At 70.0% G+C, this 15,519-nt stretch carries 15 protein-coding genes and 1 tRNA gene; 7 read left to right on the top strand and 9 right to left on the bottom strand.

Annotation, left to right across the window (positions count from 1 at the left end; genetic code table 11):
• Positions 1 to 17: 17 nt before the first annotated feature.
• Positions 18 to 1,277, bottom strand: a complete 1,260-nt coding sequence (locus ASD79_RS01225) for an outer membrane beta-barrel protein (protein WP_056719238.1) — start codon at positions 1,275 to 1,277, stop codon at positions 18 to 20.
• Between the two features lie 98 nt (positions 1,278 to 1,375).
• Positions 1,376 to 1,930, bottom strand: a complete 555-nt coding sequence (locus tag ASD79_RS01220; RefSeq protein ID WP_056719237.1) for a hypothetical protein — start codon at positions 1,928 to 1,930, stop codon at positions 1,376 to 1,378.
• Between the two features lie 668 nt (positions 1,931 to 2,598).
• Here ASD79_RS01220 and ASD79_RS01215 point away from each other — a divergent pair.
• The gene (locus ASD79_RS01215) at positions 2,599 to 3,216 is read left to right on the top strand and encodes a hypothetical protein (protein WP_056719236.1); all 618 of its coding nucleotides are present in this window, start codon (positions 2,599 to 2,601) and stop codon (positions 3,214 to 3,216) included.
• A 54-nt stretch (positions 3,217 to 3,270) separates the two neighbouring features.
• Here the strand turns inward: ASD79_RS01215 and ASD79_RS01210 are convergent.
• The 5 genes from ASD79_RS01210 to hemC form a co-directional block, all read right to left on the bottom strand.
• Positions 3,271 to 3,346 (bottom strand) — tRNA-Thr (locus ASD79_RS01210).
• 78 nt (positions 3,347 to 3,424) lie between these two features.
• Positions 3,425 to 4,972: a heme biosynthesis protein HemY gene (locus ASD79_RS01205; protein ID WP_056719235.1), complete on the bottom strand. Its 1,548-nt coding sequence runs from the start codon at positions 4,970 to 4,972 to the stop codon at positions 3,425 to 3,427.
• Positions 4,969 to 5,904: a COG4223 family protein gene (locus ASD79_RS01200; RefSeq protein ID WP_056719234.1), complete on the bottom strand. Its 936-nt coding sequence runs from the start codon at positions 5,902 to 5,904 to the stop codon at positions 4,969 to 4,971. Before ASD79_RS01200 ends, ASD79_RS01205 begins: the two co-directional genes overlap by 4 nt.
• A 133-nt stretch (positions 5,905 to 6,037) precedes the next feature.
• The gene (locus ASD79_RS01195; protein WP_056719233.1) at positions 6,038 to 6,745 is read right to left on the bottom strand and encodes a uroporphyrinogen-III synthase; all 708 of its coding nucleotides are present in this window, start codon (positions 6,743 to 6,745) and stop codon (positions 6,038 to 6,040) included.
• 4 nt (positions 6,746 to 6,749) lie between these two features.
• Positions 6,750 to 7,706, bottom strand: coding sequence for a hydroxymethylbilane synthase (gene hemC / locus ASD79_RS01190; protein ID WP_056719232.1), 957 nt, complete (start codon positions 7,704 to 7,706; stop codon positions 6,750 to 6,752).
• A gap of 71 nt (positions 7,707 to 7,777) precedes the next feature.
• Between hemC and tsaD the strand changes: the two genes are divergently transcribed.
• The 6 genes from tsaD to ASD79_RS01160 all read left to right on the top strand — a co-directional run bounded on the left by tsaD (position 7,778) and on the right by ASD79_RS01160 (position 12,142).
• Positions 7,778 to 8,896, top strand: coding sequence for a tRNA (adenosine(37)-N6)-threonylcarbamoyltransferase complex transferase subunit TsaD (gene tsaD / locus ASD79_RS01185; RefSeq protein ID WP_056719231.1), 1,119 nt, complete (start codon positions 7,778 to 7,780; stop codon positions 8,894 to 8,896).
• Positions 8,893 to 9,888 (top strand): NAD(P)H-dependent glycerol-3-phosphate dehydrogenase, encoded by a 996-nt coding sequence (locus ASD79_RS01180; RefSeq protein WP_056719230.1) that lies wholly within the window; start codon positions 8,893 to 8,895, stop codon positions 9,886 to 9,888. The genes tsaD and ASD79_RS01180 overlap by 4 nt, the downstream gene beginning before the upstream one ends.
• A 55-nt stretch (positions 9,889 to 9,943) precedes the next feature.
• A complete protein-coding gene (locus ASD79_RS01175; RefSeq protein WP_007666883.1) occupies positions 9,944 to 10,225 on the top strand; it encodes a YciI family protein in 282 nt (93 codons plus the stop codon).
• Positions 10,226 to 10,307: 82 nt separating this feature from the next.
• Positions 10,308 to 10,676, top strand: a complete 369-nt coding sequence (locus tag ASD79_RS01170; RefSeq protein WP_056719229.1) for a Rieske (2Fe-2S) protein — start codon at positions 10,308 to 10,310, stop codon at positions 10,674 to 10,676.
• A 70-nt stretch (positions 10,677 to 10,746) separates the two neighbouring features.
• Positions 10,747 to 11,301, top strand: a complete 555-nt coding sequence (locus tag ASD79_RS01165; RefSeq protein WP_056719228.1) for a type VI secretion system tube protein Hcp — start codon at positions 10,747 to 10,749, stop codon at positions 11,299 to 11,301.
• Positions 11,302 to 11,359: 58 nt separating this feature from the next.
• The gene (locus tag ASD79_RS01160) at positions 11,360 to 12,142 is read left to right on the top strand and encodes a class I SAM-dependent methyltransferase (RefSeq protein ID WP_056719227.1); all 783 of its coding nucleotides are present in this window, start codon (positions 11,360 to 11,362) and stop codon (positions 12,140 to 12,142) included.
• Positions 12,143 to 12,261: 119 nt separating this feature from the next.
• On the opposite strand, the gene ASD79_RS01155 is transcribed toward ASD79_RS01160, so the two are convergent.
• Positions 12,262 to 13,650, bottom strand: coding sequence for a hypothetical protein (locus tag ASD79_RS01155; protein ID WP_056719847.1), 1,389 nt, complete (start codon positions 13,648 to 13,650; stop codon positions 12,262 to 12,264).
• A gap of 245 nt (positions 13,651 to 13,895) precedes the next feature.
• Positions 13,896 to 15,494 carry an alkyl hydroperoxide reductase subunit F gene (gene ahpF / locus ASD79_RS01150; protein WP_056719226.1) on the bottom strand — a complete coding sequence of 533 codons (1,599 nt, stop codon included), beginning with the start codon at positions 15,492 to 15,494 and terminating at the stop codon, positions 13,896 to 13,898.
• Between the last annotated feature and the right edge of the window lie 25 nt (positions 15,495 to 15,519).

Raw genomic sequence — 15,519 nt, 5'->3', positions numbered from 1 at the left:
AGACCCCAGACGCTTTCCTAGAACTGTAGCGCGACGGAGGCCGCGAGCTTGTTGTCGGCGAAGGACGTTCCGTGGTTCACGCCCGAGGAGTTCTGTTTCAGATAGGTGTAGGTCAGGAAGACACCGACCCGGCGGTTCAACAGATAGGCGACAGAAGCGCCCGCGCCGGTACGCTTGTCGGAGCGATCGATCTTCTCGTAATTGTCCTTGCCGTAGCTGGCATTGGCCGAAAGCAGCACATTGCGCAGCAATTCGTGGTCAATGTTGAGCCCGATATTGTTCGAAATGTAGCCCGGCGATCCGGTGGTGACCGCTTCCTCGATCGTCCGGCCCGCGGTCGTCGTCACCGTGGTCAGGGCGGTCGGGAACCATTCCACCTTGGCCTCGCCGCTGAAGCCGTCGATCTCGCCGTAGAGCGCGTTGTCGTAGGACTGCTTCATGTAGCCGACGGCGACGTCGCCTCGGACCACTTCGGAGAGTTCGAAATTGGCGCCGACCGTGGCGACATAGCCGTCGGAATCGCGGCCGGCGGTGGCCAGGTCGTAGCTCTTGGTGTTGCCGAGCACCGACAGGAACAGGGCGGTGTCGGGGCTCATGGCGTATTCCACCTTGCCGCCATAGTAGAATTCGTTGCGGTCGCGGGTGTCCTGCTCGACCGTCCCGCCCAACCGGTCGACACCGTCGTCATAATTATAGTCGAGGTCGGACAACCGACCCGTCAGGCGCAGGCGGTTGAATTCCTTCACGCCCGTCAGCTTGCTGGTCAGCAGGCTGTATTCGATCGGCTTGACCGCGCTGGCCGGCGACTGCGGCGAGGTGCGCGGTTCGGTCAGGGCCTGGTATTGCACCGAGCCGGAAATGTTCGAGCCGTGCACGATGTCGAGACGGCCGTTGACCGCCAAGGTGTATTCCTCGGTGTCTTCGCTGGCGAAGTCGGCATAGCGATTGACCGAGGCCGACGCGAAAGCCCCAAGGGCATGCCGCGACCAGTTGGACCGCACCGCCAGTTCAGGCTTCACGCGCCAGATGGCGTCGGCCTTTTCGTCGGCTTTCGTCGCGTAGATGTTGTCGTTGCCCTCGACGCTCGCGGTCACCCGCGGATACAGCGTGAAGCCGCCGGCCTTGACGCCGATCGCTTCATAGTCCGGGCGAGGGCGCTCACGGACGCTGACGTTCCTGTCGCGCTTGAAGTTCGACGCCGTATCCTGGGCCGAAGCCACGTGCGGAGTCGATACGACCAGCAAGGCCGCGATCGCCGCGGAAACCAGATATTTCATTTGGCCTATCCCCACCTTTTGGAGACACACGTCTCCGCTAGGACTTCCACAAACACAAAGAGGTCGGACGCCCGGTCGAAGCCGACCGGGACGTAGCTCTAGCCGCCGCAGTAGGCGGCGATCACGCCGGCGCAGGGATCGAAGACGGCCGGGGTGGTGGGAGCGCCCGCGCCGCCACCGCCCGTCGCGCCTTGCAGGCTGACCAGGACGCTGACCGAAGGCCCGCCGTCCGTCGCGCCCGTCACCGTGGCCGATTGGCCGGTGGCGGCCAGTTGGGCGACGACCGCCGGGTCTTTGGAGACCATCTCGGCGAACTCCGGAGCCACGGTCGCCGCGACCGCGATCGCCACGCCGGCGCTGATGATGCCCGACTTGACCGCCTGGATCAGCGCGGCGGCGATGATCTCGGGCGAGGCGCCGCTGGTGGCGAGCGCCTGGGTGACGGCGGCCTGGATGGCCGCGAGCTTGTCGGCGTTGGAGAGGCCCGAGAAGCCCGCCGTCGAGGCGGCCGCGCGGGCGGCCGAGGAGATGGTGGCCTGCAGCGAGGCGGCGGTCGCGACCGGTGTGGCGCGAGCCCAGACGACGGACTGACCGATGGGTGCAGTGACCATCGCCAGTCCAATGACGAAGGCGCTCAGATAACGCGATGACATGGCGAGTTCCCCGTTTTCGATTTCACCAGCGGTATAATGCCGCACTCGCGAACACTCCAGCATTATTTACGCGCTGTTAGGCAAACAGCCTCGCGACTCGTGAATTGCCCGCGAACACGCCATTTTTTGAGCGATGATGGCTTAAAAGCGGCAATTGTGCAGCATAGTTGCCGACCGAGATACGGTGATCTTCTTCGGAATGCGAGCGTGAAGGGCATTCCCGCCTGAGGCGACTTCACACACCCGATCAATTCGATGAGACAATTTGAACATCTGTCCAAATTCACCGAAGAGCGGACCTCTATCGTAACGCCCGTCGAAGCCGTCTTAGCACTCGCAGCAAATGCGGCTCGATGCTCGGCCAGATCAGCATTGCGATCAGGACCAAGATGATCAACGCGGCGAGCTTCACTGAACCCCTCCGAAGACCCACGCCGACTAACACGGCCTTGTGACGATCGTTCCTCGGCAAGGCGCGAAAATCCGGTTCGTGGCGAGAATTCGGCGAGGGCGCCCATAACCCGGGCGTTCCCGCATCCGCGCGGGCGGTTCGCCGGGCGATTGCTCCAGGTTCGAAACACCGCGGCCATGGTCTCGCCTCAAGGTGACGCTAGCCAGAAACACCGTGGTGGCGTGAAGGAGAAGTCGATGCGCCTGCCCGAGCGCCCATGGCCTTGAAACGCGGCGCGCGGCGGTGGCTGGTCGTCGGCCTGACATCCCTGGCCCTGCACGCCGTGCTGGGATGGGCGTTGCTGCGAGGGGTTCCGCCGGCCCCGACCCTGGTCGAACCGCCCAGCCTGGTCGTCGAACTTCTGCGGCCCACCCCGCCGCCCGCCGCCAAACCGCCGCCCCGGTCACCGAGCCATGCGGCGCCGGCGATCTCGCTCCCGCAACTCCACCGGCCCGCGCTCGCGCCGCCGGCAAATATCCCGCCCATCGCCGCCGGTTCCTCCCAGATCGTCGCGCCGCCGGGCTTCGTCGCGCGCGGAACGCCGACTGGCGGCGGCGATGCCCTGCGCCAGGCCGCCCGCCAGGGCGGCGGCTGCAACCACGCCGACATCCTCAAGCTCAGCAAGGTCGAGCGCGAGGCCTGCGCCGAAGCCCTGGGCGCGAAGAACAAGAACGGGCCGGCGCTCTACGCGGCGATCGATCCGGACAAGAAGGCGGCGTTCGACGGCGACTGCAAGAAGGACGACGACTGGTGCCTCTACCGCACCGGCAAGGGGCCCTATCCGGGCCTGTTCGCCCTCGGCAAGAAAAAGAAACGGCCGGGTTGGGATGATTGACGGCGCGAGGCGCTTGATCGCCCTGAATGCCAAGGCCGGACGACAAGGGAAAAGTGGTGCCGCTTACAGGACTCGAACCTGTGACCCCCTCATTACGAATGAGGTGCTCTACCAGCTGAGCTAAAGCGGCGCGCTTTCGTCGCCAGGACGAGGCCTGGAAACCTGGTGCCTCCCGCCTGGCAAATCACCGCCCGGCGCGAAGAGGGGCCTATTTAGCGGCGCGAGGGCCGCTTGCCAAGCGTCGGCGTGCAGCCGTGTTGCGACGAGGCCCCGGACCGCCCGGTTCGCCGTCCGGTCCGCCGTCCATGACCGCGGTCGGATCGAACACGCCAGGGTCGTCGGGAATGGGCATCAGCGCCCCGCCGGTCTCGGCCGCGCGGACGAAGGGCGTGGATTCCACATAGGCCGAGGGCAGCTCGGGCAGCTCACTCATCGCCCGCTCGCGGCGCTCGAAGCGCGGGTGGATCAGCTCGCCGGTCTCGGCGTAGCTGACCGTCAGCCGGGCCCAGTCGCCCTGGGCGTAGGCGAAGGCGCGGCCCTCGGGGTCGAGGTCGGACCAGTCGGCCTCCTGCGGCGCGGCCGCGCCCCGGGCGATCCAGGCGCGGGCCTCGTCCGGTTCGCCGTTGGCGTAGGCGACGCGCGACATCAGGCCGGCGGCGCGGGCCGTCAGCTCCTCTTCCGGAAGTAGCCGGGCGGCGGCGCGGGCCGCGACCGGATCGCCGCCGATCAAGGCGCTCTCGACCTTGAGCAGCCGGCTCTCGCGGGCCTCGGGCTTGAGGTTGGCCAGGGCCGCCAGGCGCGTGGCCCGCAGCTTGGGCGTCTCGTTGGTCTTCAGGTCGCGATAGGCCAACCACAGGGCCGGGTGGGGTGAAAGCTTCCAGGCGGCCTCGATCAGGCTCCCGGCCTTGGCGGCCTTGCCGTCGGCGGCCAGCAGGCGGGCGGCCATCACCACGCCGGGGGCGAAGTCGGGCTTCAGCCTGGCGGCCTGGGCGGCGAAATCGAGCGCCTGGGCCAGGGCCTTGGGATCGTCGGACTCCTCCAGGCTGGCGGCCGAGGCGGCCAGCAGGGCGGCCCGGGCCCGTTCGGCGACCAGCGGCGGCACGATCTTGCGGTCCAGGGCGCCCTGGACGAGGTCGAGCGCGGCCTTCCAGTCGCCGGCCTCGAGCCGGGCCTCGAGCAGGGCGCGCCAGGCCCAGCGCGCGGTCTTGGCCAGGCCGTAGGCGGTCTCGGCGTGCTTCAGGGCCAGGGCCTTGTCGCCCTCGGCCAGGGCGGTCTGCATCAGGCCGCGCAAGCCGGCCAGGCGCATCTCGGGAAAGCCGAGCATGGCGTTGTAGGCCGACCGGGCGGCGACGTGGTCGCCGGCCGCCTCGGCGGCCTGAGCGGCCAGCACGCGGACCAGGGCCGGGGCGTCCTGGGCCAGTTCGGAGGCCTTCTGGGCCAGGCGGCGCGCCTCGGAGCCGTCACCGGCCGCCACGGCGAGGAAGCCGCGCGACAGGGCCTCGACGCCCTGCTTGCGCCTGGCCTCGGCTCGGGCGCGGGCGGCGCGGCGCGGGGCCTCGACCACCCATAGCAGGCCGCGCCACAGGATGGTGGCCAGCAGGGCCACGAACAGGGTCAGCAGCGCGGCGGCGGCGGCGGTCATCTCGACCCGCCAGCCCATCCAGTCGAGGCTGGCCGCGCCCGGTTCGCCGGTCAGGGCGACCACCGCCACGGCGATGGCGGCCACCAGGAAGAAGACGATCGCCGCGCGGATCATGGAGCCACCGGAGCGGCGGTCGGGAGGTTGGCGGGCGGGGCGGCCACGACCGGGACCCCCGCCGACTGGGCCCGCGCCACCTGCACCAGGCCGGCCAGGGCGTCGGCGCGGATCGTGGCGATGTGGCGGTCGATCTCCACCCGACGTTCGGCGGCGGCGCGCCAGGGGGCCAGCACGGTCTGGGTGGTGGCGGGCAGCGACTGGACCGCGGCCAGGGCGCCTTCGAGGTCGCCCTCGTTCAGCAGCGTCTGGGCGCGAACCAGCAGGGCGTCGGGGGCCGAGCCCTGGGTCGAGCCGACCTGGCGGATCGAGACGATGCTGGACAGGGCGTGACGCAGCCGGGCCAGGAAGTCAGCGTTGCGGCCGGGGTCGCGGGCGGCGACGGCGGCGCGGGCGGCCAGGGTCTCGAACTCGGCGGCCAGGCCGGCGCGGGTCGGCGCGCCATCCTGGGCCAGGCGGGTCAGGGCCCGCAGGTCCGGCGACAGCGGCAAGACCCGCTCGAGACCCGCCAACTCCTCGGCGAACGGGCGAGCGGTGCGGGCGGCGTCGGAGAGGGTGGCGGCGGCCAGAGCCGCGCCGGCCGCGTCGAGCGCCCGCTGCTGGCCGGCCTCGAGCAGGGCGACGCGGTTTTCCAGTCGGGCGACGTTCTCGGGCGCGACGGTCGGGGCCGGCGGCGCGGCCGGTCCGCCGAACAACGGGCGATCGCTCGGCGGCAGGACCGGAGCCCCGCCGCTGACCGGCTGCTGGACCGCGACCGGGGCCTTGGGCGCGAACCAGCTGGGGCCGAATCGCGCCAGGGCCGCGCCGGCCGCCACGCAGATCACTCCGAAGGCGATCACCGCCCAGAAGCCGAGGCCCAGGACACGGCGGGGCGCATAGAGCGCCGGATCGCGTGGGGTGGCGATTTCAGCGGGATCGGGAGCAGCGGTCATGGCCCATTCGTGCCCCACGCCGCCGCGCCGCGCAATCGCTCAGCTACAGCGTGTTCCGCCAAAATGTATGCGGTTTGGCGGCGAGAACATGCTGCAAGCCGGAGAATCTAAAGCCTGCTTCTCCAAACGGGCTTTAGGGGAGGAGCAGGCCGAGCAGCGCGGTTTCGTCCAGACGCGGCGCGAACGCCACAGGACCGAGGATCCCGGCTCGCCCAAGCGCCTCGAGCGGCGCGGCCACGGCGGCCGACAGGCACAGGACCCTCAGGCCCGGCGCGGGATGACTTGCGAGCACCTCGGACAATTTCCGCGCGGCGCGCGGCGAGTGCAGCAGCACCGCCTCCAGGTCGCCCAGGGCGGCCAGGGTCGAGGGCGCCGGATCGCGGGCCACGGACTCGTACAGCGCCGTGCGGCGGACGCTCAGCCCCGCCGCGATCAGGGGCGACAGCAGGTCGCCGGCCGGCTCCAGGGCGCTGGGGTGGAGGATCGCGCCCTCCAGGCTCGCGGCCTGGCCGACGATCAGCGCGGCGAGGGCCTCGACGTCGCCGTCGGCCGAAGCGACCTGGACGAAGCCGGCGGCGCTGGCGGCGGCGGCGGTGCGGTCGCCGACCGCGAACACCCGCCGGGCGCGGTCCGGGCAGGCCCGGACGAAGGCGGCGACGCCGTTGACGCTGGTGAAGGCCAGGGCCGCCACGCCCGTTAGGTCGATCCCGGCCCCGAGGTCGCGCACCGCCAGCAGCGGATCGATCAGCGGCGTCAGGCCCAGGGCTTGGAGGCGAGCGGCGGTGGCCTCCGCGCCCGGCAAGGCCCGGGTGACCCAGATCCGCCGCGCGCCCTCGGTCATCGGCCTACTCGGTGAGGATCAGGGCCGGACCGCCCTCGATCCGGACCTGGCCGCCGAGGTCGAGGCCCAGGGCCCGGGCCTGGTCGGTGGCGTCGAGGCCGGAGAGCGTCACCGCGCCCTCGCGGCGGAAGCGCTGGGCCCCGTCCGGGGTCAGGGCCTCGACGATCATCGTCAGCTCAAGGCCGTCCAACCGGGCATAGGCCCCGACCGCCGTGCGGCACGAACCTTCCAAGGCGTAGAGCGCGCCGCGCTCGGCGGCCACGGCGAGGGTCGTGGCCTGGCAGCGCACGGCTTGCAGCCAGGGCAGGTCGACGTCCTCGCTGCGGGTCTCGATGACCAGCGCGCCCTGGCCCGGGGCCGGCGGGGCGGCGATGGGGTCCAGCCAGCTGCGCGTCAGGTGGCCCACGCCCAGGCGATTGAGGCCGGACTGGGCCAGCAGGATAGCGTCGGCCTCGCCCCGCTCCAGCTTGGCCAGGCGAGTGTCGACATTGCCTCGCAGCATGACGACCTCCAGGTCGGGGCGGACGTGCAGGGCCTGGGCCTGGCGGCGCAGCGAAGCGGTGCCCAGGCGCGCGCCCTTGGGCAGGTCTTCCAGCCGCTCGCAGACGTGGCTGATGAAGGCGTCGCGCGGGTCCTCGCGCTCGGGCACGGCGGCCAGGACCAGGCCCGGCGGCAGCTGCGCCGGCATGTCCTTCAGCGAGTGGATCGCGCAATCGATACGGCCGTCGAGCAGGGCCTCCTCGATCTCCTTGGTGAACAGGCCCTTGCCGCCAATCTCCATCAGCCGGCGATCCTGGATGCGATCGCCGCTGGTGACGATCGGGATCAGCTGGGCGAAGGCGTCGATGTCGTCGCCAGGACTCGCGCCGAGCGCGGCGGCGATACGGGCCTGCATCAGGCCGGACTGGGCCAGCGACAGCTTGGAGCCGCGCGCGCCGATGCGGATGGGTTGCCGGGACACGGTGGGGGCGTTACCTGCAGAGCGATACGAAGCCTTCGCTGCTACAGGAGCGGCGGGAACCCCGCAACACAATGACAACCCTTACGAACTCGGGCTCGACGAAACCGAGCCTCACCATCCTCGGGCTGGAAACCAGCTGCGACGAGACCGCCGCGTCCGTCGTGCGCCGGGACGAGGACGGTCGGGTCGAGGTGCTGTCGTCGATCGTCGGCACCCAGTTCGAGCAGCACGCCCCGTTCGGCGGGGTGGTGCCGGAGATCGCCGCCCGCGCCCATGTCGAGGCGATCGACGACGTGGTCGCCGAGGCGATGCGGGCGGCGGGGATCGATTTCGAGGCCTTGGACGGCGTCGCCGCCACCGCCGGGCCCGGCCTGGTGGGCGGGGTGATGGTCGGGTTGGCGTTCGGCAAGGCCGTGGCCCTGGCCCGCGACCTGCCGTTGGTGGCGGTCAACCACCTGGAGGGTCACGCGGTTTCGGCCCGGCTGGGAGCGGACATTCCCTATCCTTTCCTGCTGCTGCTGGTCTCCGGCGGGCACTGCCAGTTGCTGGAGGTGGCCGGGGTCGGGGCCTGCACCCGTCTGGGCACCACCATCGACGACGCGGCCGGCGAGGCCTTCGACAAGATCGCCAAGAGCCTGGGCCTGCCGTATCCCGGCGGCCCGGCCCTGGAGACGCTGGCGGCGTCCGGAGATCCGACGAAATTCGACCTGCCCCGCGCCCTGCTGGGCCGCAAGGATTGCGACTTCTCGTTCTCGGGCCTGAAGACGGCCGCCGCGCGGCTGGCCGAGAAGGTCACCAGCCAAACCGAGCGCGCAGACCTGGCCGCCGCCGTGCAGTTCGCCATCGCCCGCCAGCTGTCCGAGCGCACCGACCGGGCGATGAAGCTCTACGCCGCCGGCCATCCGGGCCAAGCTCTGCGTTTCGTGGTGGCCGGCGGCGTCGCGGCCAATGGCGCGGTCAAGGCGGCGCTGCGCCGGAACTGCGACGACAACGGCTTTTCCTTCGACGCCCCGCCCCTGGCCTATTGCACCGACAACGCCGCGATGATCGCCCTGGCCGGGGCCGAGCGACTGGCGGCGGGCGTCTCCGACGACCTGGACGCCGTGGCGCGTCCGCGCTGGCCCCTCGACGAGGCCGCCGCCTTATCCAATCCGAGCAACAGTTTCGGCCGCAAGGGAGCCAAGGCATGACGTTCAAGCACGCGGGCGTCATCGGCGCGGGGGCCTGGGGCACGGCGCTGGCCCAGGTCTGCGCCCGGGCCGGGCTGCGGGTGACCCTGCAGGCCCGCGAGCCCGAGGTCGTGGCCTCGATCGCCGCGTCGCGCGAGAACACGATGTTCCTGGCCGGGGTGAAGCTGGAGGCGGCGATCTCCGCCTCGGCCGACATGGCCTCCCTGGCCGCCTGCGACCTGATCCTGGCCGTGCCGCCGGCCCAGCACCTGCGTTCGGCCCTCGCGGCGCTGAAGCCGCACCTGAAGGCTGGCGTGCCCGTGGTGCTGTGCTCCAAGGGCGTCGAGCAAGGTTCGCTGAAGCTGATGAGCGAAGTCGCCGCCGAGATGTTGCCCGACACGCCGATCGCCGTGCTGTCGGGGCCCAGCTTCGCCGGCGAGGTGGCCCGCGGCCTGCCCACCGCCGTCACCCTGGCCTGCGAGGACGAGGCCCTTGGCAAGGCGATTGGCGAGGCCATCGCCATCCCGGCCTTCCGCCCCTACCTGGCTCCCGACGTGATCGGGGCCGAGGCCGGCGGGGCGGTCAAGAACGTCCTGGCCATCGCCTGCGGCATCGTCGAGGGCAAGGGCCTGGGCCGCAGCGCCCACGCCGCCCTGATCACCCGAGGTTTCGCCGAATTGACCCGCCTGGCCGTGGCGCTAGGCGGCAAGGCCGAGACCGTCGCCGGCCTGTGCGGCCTGGGCGACCTGGTGCTCACCTGCTCCAGCCCGCAGTCGCGCAACATGAGCGTCGGCCTGGCCCTGGGCGGCGGCCAGACCCTGGAACAGGCCCTGGCCGGCAAGGTCTCGGTCGCCGAGGGCGTGGCCTCGGCTCCGGCCGTGCGCGCCCTGGCCCGCTCGCTGAACGTCGAAACCCCGATCTGCGAAGCCGTCGCCGCCGTCCTGGCCGGCGAGGTCGATGTCGACAGCGCCATACTGGGCCTGCTGTCGCGACCGCTGAAGACCGAAGCCTGAAACTGGGGACAGGCGCATGCGCCTGTCCCCGACCCGTTCTCGGAAGGAAATCGCAATGCCCCTCTACGCCATCATCTGCAAGGACAAGCCCGGCGCGCTCGAGACCCGCCTGGCCACCCGCCCGACCCACCTGGACTATCTGAACAACAGTCCGAACCTGAAGCTGGCTGGCGCCCTGCTGGACGACGCGGGCGCGCCGATCGGCTCGATCATCGTGGTCGAAGCCGACGACAAGGCCGCCGCCCAGGCCCAGGCCGACAACGACCCCTTCACCGCCGCCGGCGTGTTCGAGAGCGTCGAGGTGCATTTCTGGCGGCTGGCGATCGGCTCGCTGTAACGATCTTCTCCTCATCGTTGTCATCCAGGGCGGAGCGAAGCGCAGACCCGGGATGACAACCTTTGGGGATCACTGAGCAACCATGTCCCGCACCGATCCCGACAACCCTGCCCGCCCCATGCCGGGGACCGTGCTCTGCCCGCTGGACGAGATCGCCTCGCCCGGCGCGCGCGGTTTCCGCTTCCGCGTGGATCAGGCGGTGTTCGCCGGTTTCGTGGTGCGGCGGGGCGAGGCCGTGGTCGGCTATGTCGACAGCTGCCCGCATGCCGGCTGGCCGCTGGCCGGGCCCAGCGGCCGGTTCCTGACCCGCGACAACGACTTGATCCTGTGCGGCGGCCACGCGGCCCTGTTCCGCATCGACGACGGGGCGATGGTGGCCGGCCCCTGCGAGAACCTCGCCCTGACGCCGTGGCCGGTGCGCATCGAGGACGGCGCGGTCGTGACGGACTGACATAACGTCAGTCGCCAAGCCCCATGGTCAAGGTTAGTCTGCGCCCACCGGATCAGGCCGAGGACGCGCGATGAATTTCTTTTTGCTGCAACCGGGCGATCCGGACCTGTTCGACGGCGACCCGGTCGACGGGCTCGAAGGCATGCCCGAGAAGGACGCGACCTTCGATCCTCGCCTTTGCGTGCCGCTGATCTCCGTCACCCAGGGCATGAAGCAGTTGGTGACGATCGACGTCAGCAACGCGGCGCGCACCGCCGGGCGCCCGATCGTCGGCGACTTCACGCTCACCAGATTCGTCGATGCGCTGTCGGTGCGGCTCTATCAGTATTGCCTGCAGGCCAGGTCGCTGGGCGCCGGCCCCGACCGCCCCACCTATCTGCACATGCTGAACGGTTCGGACGGGACCGCCAGGCTGGTGCTGACCTTCGCCTTGCGCGACGCGATCCTCAGCGAGGTCCAGTTCCAGTCGCGTCCCGACGAGGGCGCGCCCACCGAGCAGCTGACGCTGAACTTCACCGAGATCCTCTGGCACTATCGGATCGAGAAAGGTGGGCGGCCGACCGGTGAACTGCGCACCGGCTGGAGCGTGGCCCGCAACAGGCCAATCGCCAGCTTCACCACCTGACCGTTCATTAACGCCTTGGCGCTAGAGTTTTCCCGACTGAAACCGGGAAACCGACGCCATGGCCGACGGGTCCAATCCGAATTTCGACGCCGAACTGACCGACGCCCACGACGCGCGCGGCCTGGGCGACAAGCTGCGCTCCTTCGCCAAGGTCAATCCGCGTTTCGCGCCGGACCTGGCCCGCACCATGTTGGCCCCGCGCGACCACACGGTCGTGGACGCCTTCAACACCCACAGCGAGACGGTCGGTTACGAGTTCACCTCGGGCTGGGCGTCCAACAACATCCCGTTCGTCACGCCCTTGTTGCGCGATTTCATCGCGAAGCGGGATGACGGCAATATCCGCTACATGGAAATCGGGGCCTATGAGGGCCGCAACCTGGCGTTCATGGACTGGCTGATGCCGGGCCGCCTCGACGTCACGGTGATCGATCCCTGGTTCGACGAGGCCCTGAACCCGGAAGAGAAATACCACGCCGTCGAGCCGCGCTTTCACCGCAACATGGCCAAGACCTCGTTCCGGTCGATGACCGCCCGCAAGGGTTTCTCGACCTACGAGCTGCCCAGGATGCTGGCGGCCGGCGAGCAGTTCGACCTGATCTATGTCGACGGCAGCCACACGGCCCTGGCCGTGCTGATCGACCTGTGCTTCTGCGCCAGCCTGTTGAGCGTCGGCGGCATGATGGTGCTAGACGACTACTGGCACGACATCAGCGAGATCGGTGGCCCGGGCGTGAAACAGGCGGTGGATCAGTTCCACGGCGCGTTCGGCCGCTATTTCGAGATCACCGCGGTGTACCGCCAGGTGGTGCTGACGAAGACCACCGAAATCCCGCGGTAGCGGAACGCCGTGGAACGGACGGGGACTCACACTCGCCCCGTAACGCACGCCGGCCGAGGAGGCCGGGGTTGCGAAACTTCAGAGTCCAGGGCGGATGGACGCCTATTGAAGCTCCACGTCTAGCCCGCCACCGCCAGGTCGTCGCTGGTGGCGCCGAGCAGGGCCATCTGCAGGCGCGAGCGGTCGCGGCGGGCCGATTCCAGGGCGCCTTCGGCCAGGGCGGCCTCCGAGCGGATCCGTTCGATGTCGGCCTGCATCTCGGCGACCTTGTCGTCGTGGCCGCGGCGGGTCTCGTCCTCGGACGCCTGCAGGGCCTCGAAGCGGGTGCGCAGCTGGCCGGCCCGTTCCTCGGCGCGCTTGAGCGCCTTTTCGTGGGCCCCGACCATCTTGGCCAGCTGGTCGGCGCGTTCGATGGCGGCGGCGCGGGCGGTGTCGACGCCGGCGTGGCGGGCGCGCAGGTCCTCGACCTCGTCCTCCAGGTTGCGGACCCGTTCCAGGGCGCGCTCCAGAGCGACGTTGAGGTCGCCGGCCCGGCGCTCGACGGCCTGCTGCTGGGCGCTGGACTCGTTGAGCTTGGCCGAGATCTGGCCGTTCATCTCTTCCAGCTTGTCGGCGCGACCGGTCGCGGTCTCCAGGCGGGTCTGCAAGGCCGACACCTCGGTGCGGCCAGCCTCGACCTGGGCCTCGAGGCCGCGGACGACGCGGGCGCTGTCGGCCTGGAAGGTGGCCAGGGCGTTGTCGGAGGCCAGCAGGCGGGCGCGTTCGCCGGCCACCTGGGCTTCCAGCTCGGTCTCGATGCGCGACAGGCGGGCCACGTCCGAACCGGCCTGGTCGAGCCGCTTCTTCAGAGTGGCCAGTTCCTCGATCTGCAAGGAGGCCTGCTGGTTGGCGCGGGCCAGCGAGGCCTCGGCCTCGCCGCGGCGGGTGTCGATGTCCTGGGTCTGGACGCGCAGGGTCTCGACGTCCTGGGCCAGGTGCTCGCCGCGCGCGGTGGCGTCGCGCAGGGCGGCTTCCAGGCCGCCGACCTTGAGGTCGGACTGCTGCAGGCCGTTGCGCAGGCGGTCGATTTCCAGGGCCCCGTCTTCCAGGGCGACGTCCAGGGCCTGGCGGCGGGCGTCGGATTCGGTCAGGGCGGCGTCGGACGCGGCGAGCTTGGCGGAAAGCTCGCGCTCCTCGGCCTGGACGGCGGCCAGCTGGCGCGCGGCCTGGTCGAAGGCGGCGCGCAGCGAGATCAGCTCGGCGTGCTCGCTGCGGCGGGCTTCGAACTCCTCGGCGACCGGGCCGCGGATTTCCGACAGCAGCGGCTCGATGGCCCGCAGGTGCTCGACCACGCGGCTGATGCTGTCCAGGCCGCCATGGATGGTTTCGTAGCGGACGCCGATCGCCTGGGTGGCCTCGACCAGGCGGTCGACGCCTTCGAAGGCTTCCGGACGGTCATTCTCGGCGGCCAGCATCACCGGCTTGACGCCGCTCTTGGTGTTGCGATCGCCCTTCGACAGCAGCCTCATCTTGCCCACCCCTTAACGACCTGCGGAACCGACGCCCATCGCGCCGATTCGGCCCCTCGACCACGCAGAATCATTTGCCCATTCGTTAACAGAGTAGCCTGCGCCCAAGTTTGATGTCGAGGTCAAGATCGCGCGTATGGCGAGAGGCGCATTGACGCATCGCCAAACGAACGAAAGCCGCCGCGCCGACCCCGAAAGGCGGACGCGACGGCTTCGAAACAGCGTCGATGAGGGCTTATTCAACCCTAAGCGGCGACCGATTGCTCCGGAACGGCGGGCTCGAGACGGATCAGGTAGTCGAAGGCCGACAGCGCCGCCTTGGAGCCTTCGCCCATGGCGATGACGATCTGCTTGTAGGGCGTCGTGGTCGCGTCGCCGGCGGCGAACACGCCGGGCAGCGAGGTCTCGCCACGATGGTCGACCTCGATCTCGCCGCGCTGGGTCAGGGCGACGCTGTCCTTCAGCCACTCGGTGTTGGGCACGAGGCCGATCTGCACGAACACGCCTTCCAGGTCGACGCGGTGGACCTGGTCGTGGTTGCGGTCCTTGTAGGTCAGGCCATTGACCTTGGTCCCGTCGCCATGGACCTCGGTGGTGAGGGCCGAGGTGACGATGCGGACGTTGGGCAGGCTGGCCAGCTTGCGCTGCAGCACCGCGTCGGCCCGCAGCTCGCTGTCGAACTCGATCAGGGTCACGTGGGCGACGATGCCGGCCAGGTCGATGGCCGCCTCGACGCCGCTGTTGCCGCCGCCGATCACCGCCACGCGCTTGCCCTTGAACAGCGGGCCGTCGCAGTGCGGGCAATAGGCCACGCCCTTGTTGCGGTACTCGTCCTCGCCGGGGACGTTGATGTGCCGCCAGCGGGCGCCGGTGGCCAGGACCACCGTCCGCGACTTCAGGCTGGCGCCGTTCTCCAGCTTGACCTCGATCAGGCCGCCCGGTGTCTTGGCGGGGACCAGGCCGACCGCCTTCTGCAGGTTCATGATGTCGACGTCGTAGTCCTTGACGTGCTGCTCCAGGGCCATGGCCAGCTTGGGACCCTCGGTGTGCGACACCGAGATGAAGTTCTCGATGCCCATGGTGTCGAGCACCTGGCCGCCGAACCGTTCGGCCGCGACGCCGACGCGGATGCCCTTGCGGGCCGCGTAGATCGCCGCCGCGGCGCCAGCGGGGCCGCCACCGACAACAAGAACGTCGAAGGCGTCCTTGGTCTTGATCTTCTCGGCCTCGCGGGCCGCGGCGCCGGTGTCGATCTTGGCCAAGATCTGCTCCAGGCTCATCCGGCCCTGGCCGAACGGCTGGCCGTTCAGCAGCACGGTCGGCACGGCCATGACCTGGCGCTGCTCGACCTCCTGTTGGAACAGGGCGCCGTCGATGGCCACGTGGGTGATGTTGGGGTTCAGGGCGGCCATGGTGTTGAGCGCCTGCACCACGTCGGGGCAGTTCTGGCAGGTCTGCGAGAAATAGGTCTCGAAGCGGAACTCGCCCTCCAGGGCGCGGACCTGGTCGAGGACCTCGGCGTCGAACTTCGGCGGGTGGCCGCCGACATGCAGCAGGGCCAGCACCAGCGAGGTGAACTCATGGCCCAGGGGCAGGCCGGCGAAACGGACGCTGGCGTCTCCCCCTGCCTGATTGGGGGTCTCGCGCTCGATGGCGAAGGACGGCGTGCGGGCGTCGTCGCGGCGCGACAGGCTGACCTTGTCCGAAGCGGCGACGACGTCTTCCAGCAGGTCGAGCATTTCGCGGGACTTGGGACCGTCGTCGAGCGCGGCGACCAGCGTGATCGGCTGGCGCAGATGGCCCAGATAGGCCTTCAACTGATCCTTCAGGTCGGCGTCCAACATGACGTGCTCCAATGCGTGGCGTCGC

Origin of the sequence: Caulobacter sp. Root655 (assembly GCF_001427665.1) — a bacterium.
GTDB lineage: Bacteria > Pseudomonadota > Alphaproteobacteria > Caulobacterales > Caulobacteraceae > Caulobacter.
The sequence above is the reverse complement of the archived record's forward strand: the minus strand, read 5'-3'. Positions and strand labels throughout refer to the sequence as shown.